Genomic DNA, 15849 nt, shown 5'->3' with positions numbered 1-15849 from the left:
CGCGCTTAGAGTTATCACCCCGCCGGCCGAGGCACTAGTCAAGCTGATCGATGATCACTATCAACGACTTCGATGCACCGTTGCGCTCGATCGGCGATAGGCTTGGCCCCGATGAAGATTCCTCGGGCAGCGGTTGTTGCATCACTCCCGGACGCCGTCGCCCTGGCTCCACTTCATCTCCTTTGGTTAAGACGACTTGTGGCCGCCTGGTGATCCAGTGCGGCCTTTTTTTTGGTTCTTCGCATATTTTGGGGAAAGTGCGGGTTGACACCGGACTGGCAAGTTTGTGTTAGCTGTCGATGACTTGGCACTCTCCGTTAGCGTGTCGTCTGATCTGATGGGTTTCGCCCCTTACGGGCGAGTCACTTTCTCTTGCTTGCCCAAGAGAAAGTAACCAAAGAGAAGGGCACCCCACCATTCGGCCCCGCCTGCGCCGGGGTTCCCTCGCTCCATCACCGCTCCAGGGGCACGCCGTGAAGGGCCATCCCTGGCCCATCACGGCTCTCGCGACATCCATGTCGCTCAACCCCTTCCACGGCGATTCCACTCGGCCTCCTGAAGGGGACTTGGGCGTCGTCTGTGAGATCCCGTTTCAAGAGCAAAAGCCAAACGCTGCTGCTCGCGGCCTGGTCCCCTTCTTCAGGAGGCCGAGTGGAGGTGTTGCCTAGGGGGATGAGCGGCATGGATACGGCTAAAGGCTTAGAGGGCCAGGGATGGCACATGTAAGCCGCCCCCCGGAGCGGGGAAACGCAGCGAAGCGAAGTAACAGCCGCAGGCTGGCCCGCAGGGTGAGCAAAGCGAATCAAGTTTCGTGTAGCGAAACCCGGATCAGGCGAGAGACTCAATGAAAGTCGCGGCTGCGTATGTCCAGCCCGGTCAGCATCGCTGTCATATCCGTCAGGCGCCCGGCGATCACATGGCGCACGCCATCCTGGGTTTCCAGATGGCCGTCGATGCGCAGCATCTGCGACTGCACCAGGACTCGCCGCTGGCGCTCGGCCAGGTCATGCCAGACGACCACATTGACCATGCCGAACTCATCTTCGAGCGTGACGAATATGACGCCGCTGGCGGTTTGCGGCCTTTGCCTGCCGATCACCAGGCCGGCAACGCTGATAGGTCGGCCGTGCTCGACTGCCTGCAGTTCACGTGAGCTTCGGCAGCGCCGCGCCCGTAGCGCCTGGCGCAGCAGGGCCAGTGGATGCGGGCCGAGGGTAGTGCCGAGCGTCGCATAGTCGGTCAGCAGATCTTCCCCCTGCGATGGAGCAGGCAGGCCCGGAGCGGCTTCATTCGGCGCAGATACACCGGCGAATAGCGGCAACTGTTCCTCGACGCCAGCCACCGCCCAGCGCGCCTGATAGCGGTGGCCAACCAGGCCGCTGAGTGCGCCGGCATCGGCCAGTCGCTCGCGCGCCGAAGCATCCAGGCGTGCACGCACGCTGAGGTCCTCGACATCACGGAATGCACCTGACTGGCGCGCCTGTTCGATACGGCGCGCGTCGTCTTCGCGCATGCCACGAATCATCCTCAGGCCCAGGCGGATGGCCGGCTCGCCATGTTCATCGGGCTCCAGGCTGCAATCCCAGTCGCTGTAGCGTACGTCCACGGGACGCACCTCGACGTCATGCCGCCGCGCGTCCTGCAGCACCTGATCAGGGCTGTAGAAACCCATCGGCCAGCTGTTGACCAGAGCGCAGGCGTAGGCCGCGGGCTCGTGACACTTCAGCCAGCAACTGGCGTAGGCGAGCAGGGCGAAGCTGGCAGCATGCGACTCGGGAAAGCCGTAGCTGCCGAAGCCCTCGATCTGGCGAAAGATTCGTTCGGTGAATGCCTGCGAGTAGCCTTTTTCCAGCATGCGCGAGGTGAGCCGCTGCCGATGCGGTTCGAGGCCGCCATGGCGTTTCCAGGCGGCCATGCTGCGGCGCAGCTCATCCGCTTCGCCTGGGGTGTACTCGGCGGCGACGATGGCCAGTTCCATCACTTGCTCCTGAAACAGCGGCACGCCGAGGGTGCGCTCGAAGACCGGCCTGAGTTCATCGGAGGGGTAATCGATGGCTTCTTCGCCGTTTCGCCGACGCAGGTAGGGATGCACCATGTCGCCCTGGATCGGCCCCGGACGGACGATGGCCACCTGGATCACCAGGTCGTAAAAGGTTTTCGGGCGCAGGCGCGGCAGCATCGCCATCTGCGCGCGAGACTCGATCTGGAACGCGCCGATGGTATCTGCGCGGCTGATCATGGCGTAGGTGGCCGGGTCTTCCTTGGGCAGGGTCGCCAGCGTCCACTGCGTGCCGCGGTAGCGCTCGATCAGGCCGAAACAGCGGCGCAGTGCGCTAAGCATGCCCAGGGCCAGCACGTCGACCTTGAGCAGGCCGACCCTGTCGAGATCGTCCTTGTCCCACTGGATCACGGTGCGCTCAGCCATGGTCGCGTTCTCCACCGGCACCAAGGTGTCGAGCGCGTGCTCGGAAATGACGAAACCGCCTGGATGCTGCGACAGGTGCCGGGGGAAGCCGATCAGCTCGCCGGTCAGGATCAGCACGCGCCTGAGCAGCAGATTCTGCGGATCGAAGCCCGCTTCCTGCAGGCGTTCCGGCGTTGGCGGGCCGCTACTCCAGCGGCCACAGCAATCAGCCAGCGCATTAACCTGATCCGGCGGCAAACCCAGGGCCTTGGCGACATCGCGTATTGCCCCGGCGCCGTGGTAGGTGTTGACCACGGCCGTGAGCGCCGCACGCGTTCGCCCGTAGCGGCGAAATACGTACTGGATGACCTCTTCACGGCGCTCATGCTCGAAATCGACGTCGATATCCGGTGGCTCGTTGCGCTCGCGGGAGAGAAAACGCTCGAACAACAGGCGGCTCTCGGTGGGGTCCAGCTCGGTGATGCCGAGCGCGAAGCAGACGCTCGAGTTGGCCGCCGAACCCCGGCCCTGGCAGAGGATGTGCTGCTCGCGGGCGAAGCGGACGATGTCATGCACGGTCAGAAAGTAGCTCTCGTATTTCAGCTCGGCGATCAGCGCCAGTTCATGCTCGATCTGTGTGCGGGCGGCGGCCGGCACGCCCTCACGCCAGCGCTCGGCAGCGCCACGCTCCACCAGAACGCGCAGCCAGGAGGTGGGGTCATGACCTGCCGGCACCAGCTCATGTGGGTAGTGATACTCCAGCTCGTCGAGATCGAAGTGGCAGCGTTCGGCGATGCACAGCGTCTGCATGAGCAGCTCGGGCGGATACAGCTCGCCCAGCTCCTCAAGTCGGCGCAGATGCCGTTCGCCATTGGCGAACAGATGGGCGCCGGCCTCGGCCACGGGAAGATGATGACGGATGGCAGTCATGCAATCCTGCAGGGCGCGGCGGCCACGGGCATGCATGTGTACATCGCCACAGACCACCGCCGGCAAGTCATGGACGGCGGCCATTTCGAGCAAGCGCTGCAGACGCGCGCTATCATCCGCGCCGCGATGCAGTTCGACACCCAGCCACAGTCGCTCGGGAAAAACCGAGCGAAGCCATGGCAGGGCGGTGGCCTCGCCTTCGCTGAGCCATATGGCCAAAAGGCCATCGAGCGGTACCACGAAATCCTCGTGCAACAGCCGATAGGTGCCCTTTGCCGCCCTGCGTCGCGCCCGGGTGATCAGGCCGCATAGCGCCTGATAGCCCACCAGGTTCTCGGCCAGCAGCACCAGCTTCGGGCCTTTCTCGATCTGCACTTCGCTGCCCACGATCAGCTTTACCCCGGTTTTTTTAGAGGCCTCCCACGCGCGCACGATGCCGGCCAGGGTGCATTCATCGGTGATCGCCAGGGCGTGGTAACCCAGCCGAGCCGCACGCTCGAACAACTCCTGGGCGCTGGATGCGCCGCGCTGGAAAGTGAAATTCGACAGGCAATGGAGCTCGGCGTAATCGCTCATGCGAACCACCCGTGCAGCAGCAATGGGCCCTCACTGCCGACCGGGCGATACGCCCAGCCGCGCTGGCCGGTACGGGTCTGCACCACGTAATAGTCGCGGCGTACATCTTCGCCATCCCACCAGCCGGACTCGATGCGTTCGGGGCCTGCGAGAATGCGTAGCGAGGCCTCGTGCAGCGGCTGCGGTTCTTTCAGCAGCCAGCCGGGCCGAGGGCCGCTGGGTGGCAGCACGGAGCTGGTCGATTCGTTCATCCAGGCACACTCGGGGCGGTGATCGGCTCTGGCACCGAGGCCATGCAGGGCGTCATCACCGAGGCGCGCACGCAATCGCTCGCGTAGTTGCTCCCAGGGCTGGTTCTGTTGTGGTCGCTCGTCGAACAACTGCTGATGCTGCGGCGCGAAGGCCGGCAGTTCCCGCGCCACCAAGCGCACGGCCAGCACCGGTGCCGGTAGCTGCTGATGCTCCAGGCGTCCGCGCGTCAGCTCGAACAGCATGCCGGGATCACGCTCTGCGCTGAGCAGGCCCACCTGTATCTGCGTATCGACACCCACGCGGTGTTCCAGGCGCAGGACGAAACGCTGCACGCCATTGTCACGCCCGGCCAGGTAGGCGGCCAGATCGGCCGTCAGCCGACGCAGCGGGAACAGCAGCGCCTGATGGGATTCGACCTCGAAATTCAGCTCGATACGGGCATCGAACACGTCCGCGGGCGTATAGAAATCCAGCGCCAGCGGGCGCTGGCCCAGCAGGGTATCGAGATGGCGCAGCACATCGGCAGGAAACCGCCTGGCCAGGCGGTCACGCGGCAAAGCCAATAACTGGCGCAACTGCCTGAGGCCCATGCGGTTGCAGGCTGTGGTTACCGTAGTGTCAAGCCCGAGCCGATCCACGGGCAAGGGTTCGAGCATCTGCCTGAGCGTCTGCCCATCGCCTGCCATCAGGCCATCACCGATATTGACCAGCACCCGCGCAGCGGCCGGGTTCGGCGCGACGGCAATGCGGTGCTGGAAGGCTAGCGCCGACAGCTCGGCGCGCAAACGTGCTTCGAAGCGCGGCCAGGGGCCGAACAGCCCCAGGCTCGATTGCACTTCCAGCAGCAGGCAGCGCGGGTAATGCAGGCTGACCTGGGCGCTGAAACCATAGGCCCAGGCGGCCAGAAACTGCTGCCAGCGCTCGATGGCCACGAGGTCGTATTCTGCGCTGGCAAAGCCGCGCGTCAGTGCATGCGCCGCCGTCAGTGACTGGCCGGGTTTCAGCCCCAGGGCCCGGGCCGCCGGGTTGACGGCCTGCACGATGCGCCGTTGTGGCGAGCCAGTGAGCAGCGCCAGCGGCTCGTCGGGATTGGCACGGTGACGCTGCACGCCGTCCATGGCCAGTTGCGGCAGCAGGATGCAAGCCCAGAGCATGGCAGGCTCAATGCCAGGCAAAGGCGAGCGGCCGCGCAGGCGGCAAACCACCACGACACTTGATCACCCTTACTTGTGACGGCTGGCTTTCGAGCACCAGGCGCAGCGCTGCCGGTGACGGGTTGGCAGCTTCTGCCTGCGGCCGATAGGCGAATGCCAGGGTTTGCCCGGTCGCGGCGGCCACCTGCAGGCGCCTCAGCGCACGATCATCGGCCTGGCGCAACCAGCTCAGCACCGCGCCACAACTGCCCGAGCGCAGGCATTGCTCGGCCGCCCACAAGGCATCGCGGCCGTCGGCCTGGATGATGCTCAGCTGGCGCAGATCGATACCGGCCTGAATCCAGGCCTGCGGGTAGGGCAGGTGCGGCGGGGCGACCAGCACGACCCGCTCGCTGGCGGCCGTCAGCCTGGCAAGGGTTGGCCACAGCAGGCTCAGTTCGCCGATGCCTGGTACCGTCGTGAGAATTTCGCTGAGCGCAGCCGTAGGCCAGCCGCCACCGGGCAGTGCGGCGTCGAGAAAGCGATGTCCGGTTGAGAAACTGGTGCTCGATGGCGATGAAACGGCCTGGCCTCGCCATACACGGCGGGCGTCGATCAGCCGGTCGAGCGCGACCACGGATGACATGGGTAATGACCAAAATACTGTATATGAATACAGTATTGTGTCAGCCGTCGTAGCGGTCAAGGGTCTGAGCAGGGCAGTCCGTCGCCGTTCATGGTCGAGCACGATGCGATAAGCGGTCGTCCAATATGACAGAACATCGGAGGGGCGCACCTGTCAGCTGATAGGTCACCTTCAGGAAGAATTGCCATGAACGAACACAACGATAACGACCTCCACGACTGGCAGCGCTATGTGTCGCTCGGCAGCGGTCTGGCGCTGCTGGGCGCCGGTTTACGGCGCGGCGGATTGCTGGGCGTGGCGGGCGCCGCGCTGGGCGGATGGTTGCTGGCTCGCGGCCTTGGCGGGCATCACGAACTCAAGCGTTCGGGGCTGGCCGACCCAATCGGACCAGGTGCCGAAAAGGCCCGTTACGCGCACATGCCGCTGGATTCCGAGGTGCACAGCCCGGACTTTGCCACGCAGAGCGCACTGCCCGACACCACGCCGATGGGGCACGAACGGTCAGCGCGATGAGCGATCCGTTCGACCTGACGCGGTTCGTCGAGGCGCAGCAGCGCGATTATGCGCGGGCCCTCGATGAGCTGTGTGCCGGGGCCAAGCGCAGTCACTGGATCTGGTACGTGTTCCCACAGTTGCGCGGCCTGGGCCGCAGTGAAATGGCCGAGCACTACGGCATCTCCGGCCTCGACGAGGCGCGGGCCTACCTGGCGCACCCGCTGCTGGGCCCGCGCCTGGAAGATTGTGCGCGGGCGCTGCTGTCTCATCGTGGGCGTCCGGTGCGGCAGATCATGGGCTCGCCGGACGATCTCAAGTTGCGCTCGAGCATGACCCTGTTCCATGCAGCTGCGCCGACGCAGCCGCTGTTTGCCGAGGTGCTGCAGGCGTTCTACGACGGCGAGCAGGATGCTGCGACCTTGCAGCGTCTGTAGGCTCAGGGCACGCTGTGCTGGACGGGCCAGATACCGCCGTCGCCGACCACCACGATGCGCTGATCGGGCTCTGCGCGGAAGGTCATGCTGCCGGTGAAGCTGCCGAAGGCTGGCAACAGGCTGACCTCGTTACCCAGGACGAAGCAGGGCAGGCGCAGACGCTGCCGCCCCCTGCCGCGCAACGGGTAGGCCGGATGCAGGTGGCCGGCCAGCACATGGTGGCTGGCATGCGCGCGAGGTTCGTGCTGCAGGGCGAAGGGGCCGAGCAATAGCGGTTCTTCCACCACTGCGATGCGCAAGTCTTCAGGCGGGTCGCCTGCACGTTTGTCGTGGTTGCCGCGTACCAGGGTCATGGCCAGCGTGGCGTGACGCTCTCGCCATTCCGCCAGCGCCGCCAGGGTGGCCGGCGTGCGTGAGCCGGGTGCATGGAGAAAATCACCGAGAAAGATCAGCTGGCGACAATCGAAACGCTGCAACAGGGCGTCCAGCCGCTGCAGGTTGGCGGCGGTAGTGCCCTGTGGCACCGGCTGGCCCAGAGCGCGATAGGCCGCAGCCTTGCCGATGTGGATATCGGCGATCAGCAGCGCCTGCTGCTGCGGCCACCAGATGGCCTTGTCCGCCAGTAGCCAGAGTTCGGCGCCGGCCAGCGACACGATCAGATGGCCGGGGTGGTGCTCGCTCATGAAACCTCTCTAGTCAGCGGCGTTTTTTCGGGCGCTGCGCCGGTGGCCGTGGCAGGCCGTCCTTGCCCTGACGCGGGGAGCGGCCCTTGCGTGGAGCCGGGCGCTCGTCGTCAATGGCGAATGCCGGGTCCTGATAACCACCCGGGCCGGCGGCCTGCTCCAGATCGGCCACCATGCGCCGGATACGGTCAGCGAGTTTCTCCGAACTCAGGCTTTCGCGAAAGCGTTCCACCAGCAGGGGGAAGGCGAACGGCGTGGCGCGCTTGACCGTGCGGATATCCAGCCGACGCGATTGCAGGCGCTGCAAGGTGTGCTGCAGACGCTGCACGTCCAGCTCCTGGCGCAGCACTTCTTCCTGGGCCTGGCCGAGCAACAGGTTGCCCGGGTCGTACTGGCTGAACACGTCGAAGAACAGTGCACTGGAGGCCTGCAGCTGACGGGTGCTCTTCGGCGCGCCGGGGTAGCCGCTGAACACCAGGCCGGCGATGCGGGCGATCTCGCGAAAGCGCCGGCGCGCAAGCTCCCCGGCGTTGAGGCTGGCGAGCACGTCGGAGAGCAAGTCGTCCGTGCTGAACAGCGCGGGCGTGAGCCGTGCGGCAAAATCCACCTCGCTGGGGCACAGCAGCTCCAGGCCATAGTCGTTGACCGCAATGGAAACACTCAGCGGCTGTTCGCGGGCCAGGCGCCAGGCCAGCAGGCTGGCCAGCCCCAGATGCACCGAACGACCGGCGAAAGGGTAGAGGAACAGATGCCAGCCTTCGCGGGACTTGAGCACCTCAGCCAGCAGGGTGGCGGCGCCGGGCAGGGCGGACCAGGCCTGCTGCACGTCGAGCAATGGGCGCAGCAGCTGCATCTCCGGGCCGACGTATTCTTCCTGGGTAGCGGCGTCGAGCTTGGCCAGCACGGCGTCCGCCAGTTCGCTGGAGAGCGGCATGCGTCCGCCGTTCCAGCGCGGGATCGCGGCCTTGCGGCTGGTGGCGCGGCGCACGTAGACGGTCATGTTTTCCACCCGCACCAGTTCCAGCGGGCGACCGGCGAAGAGGAAGGTATCGCCGGGGCGCAGACGGGCGATGAAACCTTCCTCGACGCTGCCCAGAGAGCCTCCGCCGCCGCCCTGGCTCCAGTATTTCACCGCCAGGCTGGCGTCGCTGACGATGGTGCCGATGCTCATCCGATGACGCCGCGCCAGGCGCGCATCGGGCACCTGCCACAGGCCGCTGGCGTCCGGCTCGGCGCGGCGGTAATCGGGGTAGGCGGTCAGCGAATGGCCGCCGTGGCGGATGAAGGCCAATGCCCACTGCCACTCCTCATCGCTGAGGCTGCGGTAGGCCCAGGCGCTGCGCACCTCGGCCAGCATGGCATCGGCGTGGAAACCGCCGCCCAGGGCCATGCTCACCAGGTGCTGGACCAGCACGTCGAGTGGTTTGTCCGGCGATAGCCGCGCCTCGACCTTGCGCTCGGCCACGGCGCTTTGCGCGGCGGCCGCTTCCAGCACTTCCAGGCTATGGGTGGGCACCAGCGTGGCGCGGGACGGGCGCCCCGGGGCATGGCCGGAGCGGCCGGCGCGCTGCATGAGACGGGCCACGCCCTTGGGCGAGCCGATCTGCAGCACGCGTTCCACCGGCAGGAAATCCACCCCGAGGTCCAGGCTCGAGGTGCAGACCACGGCTTTCAGTCGGCCTTCCTTGAGCGCCTGTTCGACCCAGTCGCGCACCTCCTGCGACAGCGAGCCGTGGTGCAGGGCGAGCAGGCCGGCCCAGTCCGGACGCGCCTCGAGCAGGGCCTGGTACCAGCTCTCCGCCTGCGAGCGGGTGTTGGTGAACACCAGTGCGGTGCTGCTGGCCTCCAGCTCCTCGACCACCTGCGGCAGCATGCGCAGTCCCAGGTGCCCGGCCCAGGGAAAGCGCTCCAGGCCGGCCGGCAGCAGGCTGTCGATGCGCAGATCCTTGGCCAGCTTGCCCTGCACCAGGCGCCCGGCGGGCATCAGCACCTCGTGGGCATGTTCGAGATTGCCGAGGGTGGCGGACAGCGCCCATACCAGCAGCGACGGATGCCACAGGCGCAGGCGTGCGAGGGCCAGTTGCAGTTGCACGCCGCGCTTGTTGCCGAGCAGCTCGTGCCACTCGTCGATCACCACCATGCGCAGGTGGGCGAAGGCCTCGCGGGCATCGGCGCGGGTCAGTAGCAGGGTCAGGCTTTCCGGTGTGGTGATCAGCGTACTCGGCAGCTTGCGGCTCTGCCGGGCGCGTTCGGCACTACTGGTATCGCCGGTGCGCAGGCCGACGTCCCAGGGAATCTGCAGGTCATCCAGCGGCGCCTGCAGGGCGCGCGCGGTGTCGGCGGCGAGCGCGCGCATCGGGGTGATCCACAGCACCGTCAGCGGCGCCATGACCGGTTTTTTACGCGAGCGAGGGCTGGTGGTCTCGGCAGGAGAGGGCGTGGCGAAACGCTCCAGGGCCGCGAACCACAGGGCGTAGGTCTTGCCGGCTCCGGTGGAGGCGTGCAACAGGCCGGACTCGCCTGCCTTGACCGCCTGCCAGACTTCCTTCTGAAAGGCGAAGGGCTTCCAGCCGCGCTGGGCGAACCAGGCGCCGGACAGGCTGCGGCGACGAACGGGTTGATCCATCAGAGCAGCCCTTGCAGCGTGGCCAGGGTGTCGGCGTCCTCCACCCGCTTGTCGGTACGCCAGCGCAGCATGCGCGGAAAGCGTACGGCGACGCCGCTCTTGTGCCGCTTGGACAGGGCGATGCCCTCGAAACCCAGCTCGAACACCAGGGTCGGGGTGACGCTGCGCACCGGGCCGAATTTCTCCACGGTGGTCTTGCGGATGATCGCATCGACCTTGCGCATCTCGTCGTCGGTAAGGCCGGAGTAGGCCTTGGCGAAGGGCACCAGCACGCGCTCGCCAGGCGTGGAGTCGTCCCACACGGCGAAGGTGTAGTCGCTGTACAGGCTGGCCCGGCGACCGTGGCCGCGCTGGGCATAGATCAGCACCGCGTCGACGCTGAACGGGTCGATCTTCCATTTCCACCACAGGCCCAGATCGCGGGTGCGGCCGACCCCGTACAGGGAGTCGCGGCGCTTGAGCATCATGCCTTCTACGCCCAGCTCACGGGAGGCTTCGCGCTGGCGGGCAAAGTCCTGCCAGTCGCGGCCGGTGAGTTGCGGCGAGAGCTGCAGACGGGCATCGCCGACCTCCGCCACCAGCAGTTCCAGGCGGGCGCGGCGCTCGTCCTGGGGGCGCGAACGCCAGTCTTCGCCACGCCATTCCAGCAGGTCGTAGGCCAGCAGCGCGGCGGGTACCTCTTCCAGCAGTTTCTTGCTCAGGGTCTTGCGGCCGATGCGCTGTTGCAGCAGGGCGAAGGGCTGAATGCCGAACACCGCGCCGCTGCCTGTGGCGGGCTCCTTCCAGGCCACCAGCTCGCCATCGAGCACGCTGCCGTCCGGCAGCGCCTCGGCCAGTTCGTGCAGCTCCGGGAAACGCTCGGTGATCAGCTCCTCGCCGCGGGACCACAGCCACAGGCGCCCGTCGCGCTTGACCAGCTGGGCGCGAATGCCGTCCCACTTCCATTCCACCAGCCAGTCGCTGGCCGGCCCCAACTGAGCGTCGAACTGCTCCAAAGGCTGCTGCAGCGGATGGGCGAGGAAGAAGGGGTAGGGCTGGCCGCCGCGCTGGGCGTGTTCGTCCTCCGATTCGGCGGCGATCAGTGCCAGGTAGCGCTGCGCGGTCGGCCGATGCGACAGATCGGTGTACCCCACCAGCCGCTGCGCCACACGCTTGGCGTCGATCTGCGCCAGGCCGGCCAGGGCACGGGTCACCAGCAGCTTGGAGACGCCGACGCGAAAGGCGCCGGTGAGCAGCTTGAGGCTGACCATCAGGCTTTGCCGATCCAGCTGCGCCCATAAAGGTGGCAGACGCTCGGCCAGCTCCGCGGGCGGCAGGCCGCGCAGGGGCAGCAGTTGTTCTTCCAGCCACCAGGCCAACCCCTGTTCGGAGGCGTGCTGCGATTCGGGCAGGAGCAGGGCGATGGTTTCCGCCAGATCGCCGACGGCCTGGTAGCTCTCCTCGAACAGCCAGTCGGACAGGCCGGCAAGCCGGGTGGCCAGCTCGCGCAGCACCCGCGTCGGCACGACCTGACGTGGGCGGCCGCCGGCCAGAAAGTACACCGCCCAGGCCGCATCCGCTGGCGGCGCTTCGGCGAAATACTCCTGCATCGCCTGCAGCTTGGCGTTGCTCGAGGTGGTGGCGTCCAGCCGCGCGTAGAGTTCGGCGAAGGCTTTCATGGGCTCGGCTCCACATCGTCTTCATCGCCGTATTCGGTCTGGAAGGCGCGGGCATCGAGGCCTTGCTCGCGCAGATGACGCACCAGCACGTTGACCTGGCCGTGGGTGACCATCACCCGTTCGGCGCCGGTCTGCTCGATGGCCCACAGCAAGCCGGGCCAGTCGGCGTGGTCGGAGAGGGCGAAGCCGCGGTCCACGCCACGCCGCCGACGCGTGCCGCGCAGCAGCATCCAGCCGCTGGCGAAAGCGTCGCTGTAGTCGCCGAAGCGGCGCATCCAGGTACTGCCGCCGGCCGAGGGCGGTGCGAGGATCAGCGCCTGGCGCAGCAGCGGGTCGTTCCTGGCGATATCACCGGCGTAACGGGTTGGCGGCAGATGTACACCCCCGGCTCGATACACCTCGTTCAGCGGCTCGACGGCGCCGTGCACCAGGATCGGCCCGATGCTGGCGTCGATGCCGTGGAGAATGCGCTGGGCCTTGCCGAAGGCGTAGGCGAACAGCACGCTGGCCTTGCCGGCGGCGGCATTGGCGCGCCACCAGGCGTCGATACCGGCGAAGATCTCGGCCTGGGATGGCCAGCGGTAGATCGGCAGGCCGAAGGTGGATTCGCTGATGAATGTATGGCAACGCACCGGCTCGAAGGGGGCGCAGGTGCCGTCCGGCTCGACCTTGTAATCCCCCGAGGCGACCCAGACTTCGCCCTGGTATTCCAGACGCACCTGGGCCGAACCGAGCACGTGCCCGGCGGGATGAAAACTCAGGGTTACGCCGTGGTGCTCGAGGCGTTCGCCGTAGGCCAGGGTCTGCAGACGGATATCGTCGCCCAGGCGCGAGCGCAGAATGCCTTCGCCGGGCGCCGCCGCCAGATAATGACCATTGCCGCGGCGGGCGTGATCGCCATGGGCATGGGTGATGATCGAGCGTTCCACCGGTCGCCACGGATCGATGTAGAAATCACCGGGTGGACAGTAAAGACCTTCGGGACGGGCAACGACCAGATCCATGAAATCCCCTTGGCGCATTGATAGAGCTTAGAGCGACAGGCAGGAGATTAGGTTCGGATTTCAGGCGGGGCCAGCGCCGAAGCTACCCTGAGGCATACGGCCCCTTAACGACGCTCAGTTGCAACACGCCACAGGCAAAACGAAGTACCTGCAGACAGGGGGTGCTTTAATGCTTGTCAGATTGCACTCCACGAGGTCTGTTCATGAATCGCAACGATCTGCGCCGTGTCGATTTGAACCTGCTGGTAATCTTCGAAACGCTGATGTTCGAGAAAAACCTGACTCGGGCAGCAGAGAAGCTGTTCCTGGGGCAGCCCGCCGTCAGCGCCGCTTTGGCGCGGTTACGCGATCTCTTCGACGACCCGCTGCTGGTGCGTAACGGGCGTGCTTTCGAGCCGACGGCACGCGCGCTGGCGATTCTCAGAGAGCTGCAGCCGGCAATGGACACCATCTCCAGCGCTGTCAGCCGAGCCCGCGAATTCAACCCGGCTACCAACAGGGACACGTTTCGCATCGGCCTGTCCGATGACGCAGAGTTCGGACTGTTCCCTGCGTTGCTCAATCAATTGCGCGAGGAAGCGCCAGAAGTGGTGATCGTCGTCCGGCGCGTCAACTTTCTGCTCATGTCACCCATGCTGGCCTCGGGAGAAATATCCGTAGGCGTCAGTTACACCGCTGAGCTGCCTGCCAATGCAAAACGTCGCAAGCTGCGCGAACTGAAGGTCAAGGTACTAAGAGGTGATAGCCGTCCCGGGCCTCTGACGCTCGACGATTATTGCGCAAGGCCGCATGCGTTGGTGTCATTCTCGGGAGACCTCACCGGCAATATCGATAATGACCTGGCCAAGTTGGGACGCTCGCGTAGAGTCGTGCTGGCGGTACCGCAGTTCAGTGGGTTGCGCTCTATCCTGGCCGGCACGGAGTTGTTGGCATCAGTGCCCGATTACGCCGCTGCAGCCTTGATCGAAGGTACCCATCTACGTGCCGACGATCCGCCATTTCCCATCGTGACATCGGATTTGGCCATGGTCTGGAGTGGGGTAACCGACAACGATCCCGCCGAGCGCTGGCTCAGGAGCAAGATAATCGAGCACATGAGCGCTTAGCAGTTGCTCAAAGAACCCTGCTGCGCTTCGGTCAGATAAACGCACAGGTCTGTCATTGGGGGCATAGCCGGGATCTCGAAGTACATTTGTACCAGCCAGCCTCTGTGGTAGGTCGCATGATTGACGAGATGCAAGATCATGGCTTCGGCGGACATGCTCCCGCGATTACCCGAGATGAAGGAGAAGTCGATGCTACGAGCCAACGTCGCCTCGGTTTGCCCGGCATACCAGTCAACGAGCCAGTTATCGATCTCCAGTTGCGCTTGACGCAATTCGGACAGCTCTGGATAGGGCATCGCCTGACGCGAGGTGAAACCGTGCTCCCGGCCTTCGAGGTGGGCTTGCCAGATTCGATCCACCACGTACATATGGTTCAGGACGGCGATGATGGTCTTGATAGGACCTGCGTGTTCGCGAGTCAGTTCTTGAGTGGGAAGCTCAGCGACACTGTCGAGAAAAAGCTTGTCTGCCCAACGCTTGTATTCGATGAGCATGCTGCCCATGGCAGTACTGACCATCATAAGCCCTCCCGGAAAGTCAGGCGGTATCGTTCGTTTCGTGCAAGCCACAATGATATGGCCAAACAGTGTAGGCACATACTGGTTTACGTGCGGCCTGATCGGCAGATATCGGGCCGTAACGCGGAACCAGTTGCGGTTTGCCGCGCGCAAGCTAATCGGGAAGAATCGATGCTCTGATGGTCGCCGTGGAGTCGGCAGAGGAGGGTGCTCTTGCGCGATGATGCATTGCAAAAAGCGGCTTGAGCATACCGCTTCTGATAACAAGTCCAATAAAAACGTATTCGGATAAGGTCGTGACAGTGTTACCAAAACGCAGCTTCAGCGAAGCCATGCAGGGGAAGAACCTGCGTTTCGTCGATGATAAGAAACAGCCGGTCAAACAGGCCCGGGTGGGTTTTCTGTTGCTCGAGCATTTCTCCTTGCCGGCCTATACCCAGGCGCTCGATACCATGGTCACGGCCAACCTGATCAGCCCTGGCTGCTTCGTTACCGAGTCTTATAGTCTGACTGGCGAGTCGGTAACCAGCGACCTGGGGCTGGTGATCTGTCCTGGCGCGCAGATTCAGCTGTCGCACATGGCGCACATGGATCTGCTGGTGGTCTGTGGTGGCCTGCGTACGCCACTGAAAGCCTCGCCAGCACTCAGCGCCTTGCTGCACAGCGCGAACAAGCAGTCCGTAGAACTCGCAGGGCTGTGGAATGGCGCCTGGTTTCTCGGCCAGGCCGGGCTGCTGGATGGTCACAAATGCGCAATCCATCCGGAGAATCGCGCCGTACTGGCTGAGGTCGCCAAAAACAGTGAGGTGACCAGCGAAAGTTATATGGTCGATGGCAATCGTCTGACGGCCGCCAGCCCCAGTGGTGCCTTTCATATGGTGATGGAATGGATTCGCAAGCGGCATGGCCGGGAACTGGCCGATGGCATTACCGACATCCTGGCGTTCGAAGAGTCGCGCTACCGTCGCGCACGTCCGTCGCTGCACGACAAAATGAGCGAGCCGCTGCGCAATGTAGTGCAACTGATGTGCGCCAACATCGAAGAACCGCTGAGCCTTAGCCAGATCGCCCAGTATGTCGGGCGATCCAGGCGGCAGATCGAGCGGTTGTTTCAGGATCAGATGACGACCACGCCAGTTCGTTACTACCTGGAGCTACGCCTGACTGAAGGGCGACGGCTGCTGCAGCATTCCGATTTGCCGATCCTCGATGTGTCCCTGGCTTGTGGATTCGTTTCATCGAGTCATTTCAGCAAATGCTACACGGAGTTCTACGGATATCCGCCGTCGAAGGAGATGCGCTTCGGCAACGTTCGTTCGGCGAAGGGGGATAAATCCGGGGGGCGGACATAGCGGCACCAGGCTCAAAGATTCGCATAATGTAT

General features: G+C 64.9%; 12 protein-coding genes. 4 read left to right on the top strand and 8 right to left on the bottom strand.

Going from position 1 to position 15849, the window contains the following annotated elements; all coding sequences use genetic code 11:
• Window positions 1-841 precede the first annotated feature (841 nt).
• Genes DXK50_RS17350 through imuA form a run of 3 tightly spaced genes read right to left on the bottom strand, consistent with a single transcriptional unit; the run spans window position 842 to window position 5941 of the window.
• A complete protein-coding gene (locus DXK50_RS17350; RefSeq protein ID WP_212631192.1) occupies window positions 842-3910 on the bottom strand; it encodes an error-prone DNA polymerase in 3069 nt (1022 codons plus the stop codon).
• The gene (locus DXK50_RS17345; protein WP_212631191.1) at window positions 3907-5316 is read right to left on the bottom strand and encodes a Y-family DNA polymerase; all 1410 of its coding nucleotides are present in this window, start codon (window positions 5314-5316) and stop codon (window positions 3907-3909) included. Before DXK50_RS17345 ends, DXK50_RS17350 begins: the two co-directional genes overlap by 4 nt.
• Before the next feature lie 7 nt (window positions 5317-5323).
• Complete coding sequence (imuA, locus tag DXK50_RS17340) at window positions 5324-5941, bottom strand: translesion DNA synthesis-associated protein ImuA (protein ID WP_212631190.1); 618 nt, start codon at window positions 5939-5941, stop codon at window positions 5324-5326.
• A 186-nt stretch (window positions 5942-6127) separates the two neighbouring features.
• On the opposite strand from imuA, the gene DXK50_RS17335 reads away from it, so the two are divergent.
• Both DXK50_RS17335 and DXK50_RS17330 read left to right on the top strand, forming a co-directional pair.
• A complete protein-coding gene (locus DXK50_RS17335; protein ID WP_212631189.1) occupies window positions 6128-6454 on the top strand; it encodes a hypothetical protein in 327 nt (108 codons plus the stop codon).
• A complete protein-coding gene (locus DXK50_RS17330) occupies window positions 6451-6870 on the top strand; it encodes a DUF1810 domain-containing protein (protein ID WP_212631188.1) in 420 nt (139 codons plus the stop codon). Before DXK50_RS17335 ends, DXK50_RS17330 begins: the two co-directional genes overlap by 4 nt.
• A gap of 2 nt (window positions 6871-6872) precedes the next feature.
• Here DXK50_RS17330 and pdeM read toward each other — a convergent pair whose 3' ends face one another.
• The 4 genes from pdeM to DXK50_RS17310 are packed head-to-tail and all read right to left on the bottom strand — an operon-like array spanning window position 6873 to window position 12841.
• The gene (gene pdeM, locus DXK50_RS17325) at window positions 6873-7553 is read right to left on the bottom strand and encodes a ligase-associated DNA damage response endonuclease PdeM (RefSeq protein WP_212631187.1); all 681 of its coding nucleotides are present in this window, start codon (window positions 7551-7553) and stop codon (window positions 6873-6875) included.
• A 13-nt stretch (window positions 7554-7566) separates the two neighbouring features.
• On the bottom strand, window positions 7567-10179 hold the full coding sequence (locus DXK50_RS17320; RefSeq protein ID WP_212631186.1) for a ligase-associated DNA damage response DEXH box helicase: 2613 nt from the start codon (window positions 10177-10179) through the stop codon (window positions 7567-7569).
• Window positions 10179-11837 carry an ATP-dependent DNA ligase gene (locus DXK50_RS17315; protein WP_212631185.1) on the bottom strand — a complete coding sequence of 553 codons (1659 nt, stop codon included), beginning with the start codon at window positions 11835-11837 and terminating at the stop codon, window positions 10179-10181. The genes DXK50_RS17320 and DXK50_RS17315 overlap by 1 nt, the downstream gene beginning before the upstream one ends.
• The gene (locus tag DXK50_RS17310) at window positions 11834-12841 is read right to left on the bottom strand and encodes a ligase-associated DNA damage response exonuclease (RefSeq protein ID WP_003246911.1); all 1008 of its coding nucleotides are present in this window, start codon (window positions 12839-12841) and stop codon (window positions 11834-11836) included. Before DXK50_RS17310 ends, DXK50_RS17315 begins: the two co-directional genes overlap by 4 nt.
• A 203-nt stretch (window positions 12842-13044) precedes the next feature.
• On the opposite strand from DXK50_RS17310, the gene DXK50_RS17305 reads away from it, so the two are divergent.
• Window positions 13045-13947, top strand: coding sequence for a LysR family transcriptional regulator (locus DXK50_RS17305; RefSeq protein WP_161867137.1), 903 nt, complete (start codon window positions 13045-13047; stop codon window positions 13945-13947).
• On the opposite strand, the gene DXK50_RS17300 is transcribed toward DXK50_RS17305, so the two are convergent.
• Window positions 13944-14468, bottom strand: a complete 525-nt coding sequence (locus tag DXK50_RS17300; RefSeq protein WP_233787610.1) for a DinB family protein — start codon at window positions 14466-14468, stop codon at window positions 13944-13946. The genes DXK50_RS17305 and DXK50_RS17300 overlap by 4 nt on opposite strands.
• 329 nt (window positions 14469-14797) lie before the next feature.
• Here DXK50_RS17300 and DXK50_RS17295 point away from each other — a divergent pair, with 329 nt between their 5' ends.
• A complete protein-coding gene (locus tag DXK50_RS17295) occupies window positions 14798-15817 on the top strand; it encodes a GlxA family transcriptional regulator (RefSeq protein WP_249186925.1) in 1020 nt (339 codons plus the stop codon).
• The last annotated feature ends 32 nt before the right edge of the window (window positions 15818-15849 follow it).

It is taken from the genome of Pseudomonas sp. KB-10 (genome assembly GCF_018221585.1).
Lineage (GTDB): Bacteria > Pseudomonadota > Gammaproteobacteria > Pseudomonadales > Pseudomonadaceae > Aquipseudomonas > Aquipseudomonas yangonensis.
The sequence above is the reverse complement of the archived record's forward strand: the minus strand, read 5'-3'. Positions and strand labels throughout refer to the sequence as shown.

Excerpts from the sequence above, each read along its gene's own strand:
- DXK50_RS17350 (WP_212631192.1), bottom strand. The coding sequence starts at position 3,910 with ATGAGCGATTACGCCGAGCTCCATTGCCTGTCGAATTTCACTTTCCAG.
- DXK50_RS17345 (WP_212631191.1), bottom strand. The coding sequence starts at position 5,316 with ATGCTCTGGGCTTGCATCCTGCTGCCGCAACTGGCCATGGACGGCGTG.
- imuA (WP_212631190.1), bottom strand. The coding sequence starts at position 5,941 with ATGTCATCCGTGGTCGCGCTCGACCGGCTGATCGACGCCCGCCGTGTA.
- DXK50_RS17335 (WP_212631189.1), top strand. The coding sequence starts at position 6,128 with ATGAACGAACACAACGATAACGACCTCCACGACTGGCAGCGCTATGTG.
- DXK50_RS17330 (WP_212631188.1), top strand. The coding sequence starts at position 6,451 with ATGAGCGATCCGTTCGACCTGACGCGGTTCGTCGAGGCGCAGCAGCGC.
- pdeM (WP_212631187.1), bottom strand. The coding sequence starts at position 7,553 with ATGAGCGAGCACCACCCCGGCCATCTGATCGTGTCGCTGGCCGGCGCC.
- DXK50_RS17320 (WP_212631186.1), bottom strand. The coding sequence starts at position 10,179 with ATGGATCAACCCGTTCGTCGCCGCAGCCTGTCCGGCGCCTGGTTCGCC.
- DXK50_RS17315 (WP_212631185.1), bottom strand. The coding sequence starts at position 11,837 with ATGAAAGCCTTCGCCGAACTCTACGCGCGGCTGGACGCCACCACCTCG.
- DXK50_RS17310 (WP_003246911.1), bottom strand. The coding sequence starts at position 12,841 with ATGGATCTGGTCGTTGCCCGTCCCGAAGGTCTTTACTGTCCACCCGGT.
- DXK50_RS17305 (WP_161867137.1), top strand. The coding sequence starts at position 13,045 with ATGAATCGCAACGATCTGCGCCGTGTCGATTTGAACCTGCTGGTAATC.
- DXK50_RS17300 (WP_233787610.1), bottom strand. The coding sequence starts at position 14,468 with ATGATGGTCAGTACTGCCATGGGCAGCATGCTCATCGAATACAAGCGT.
- DXK50_RS17295 (WP_249186925.1), top strand. The coding sequence starts at position 14,798 with ATGCAGGGGAAGAACCTGCGTTTCGTCGATGATAAGAAACAGCCGGTC.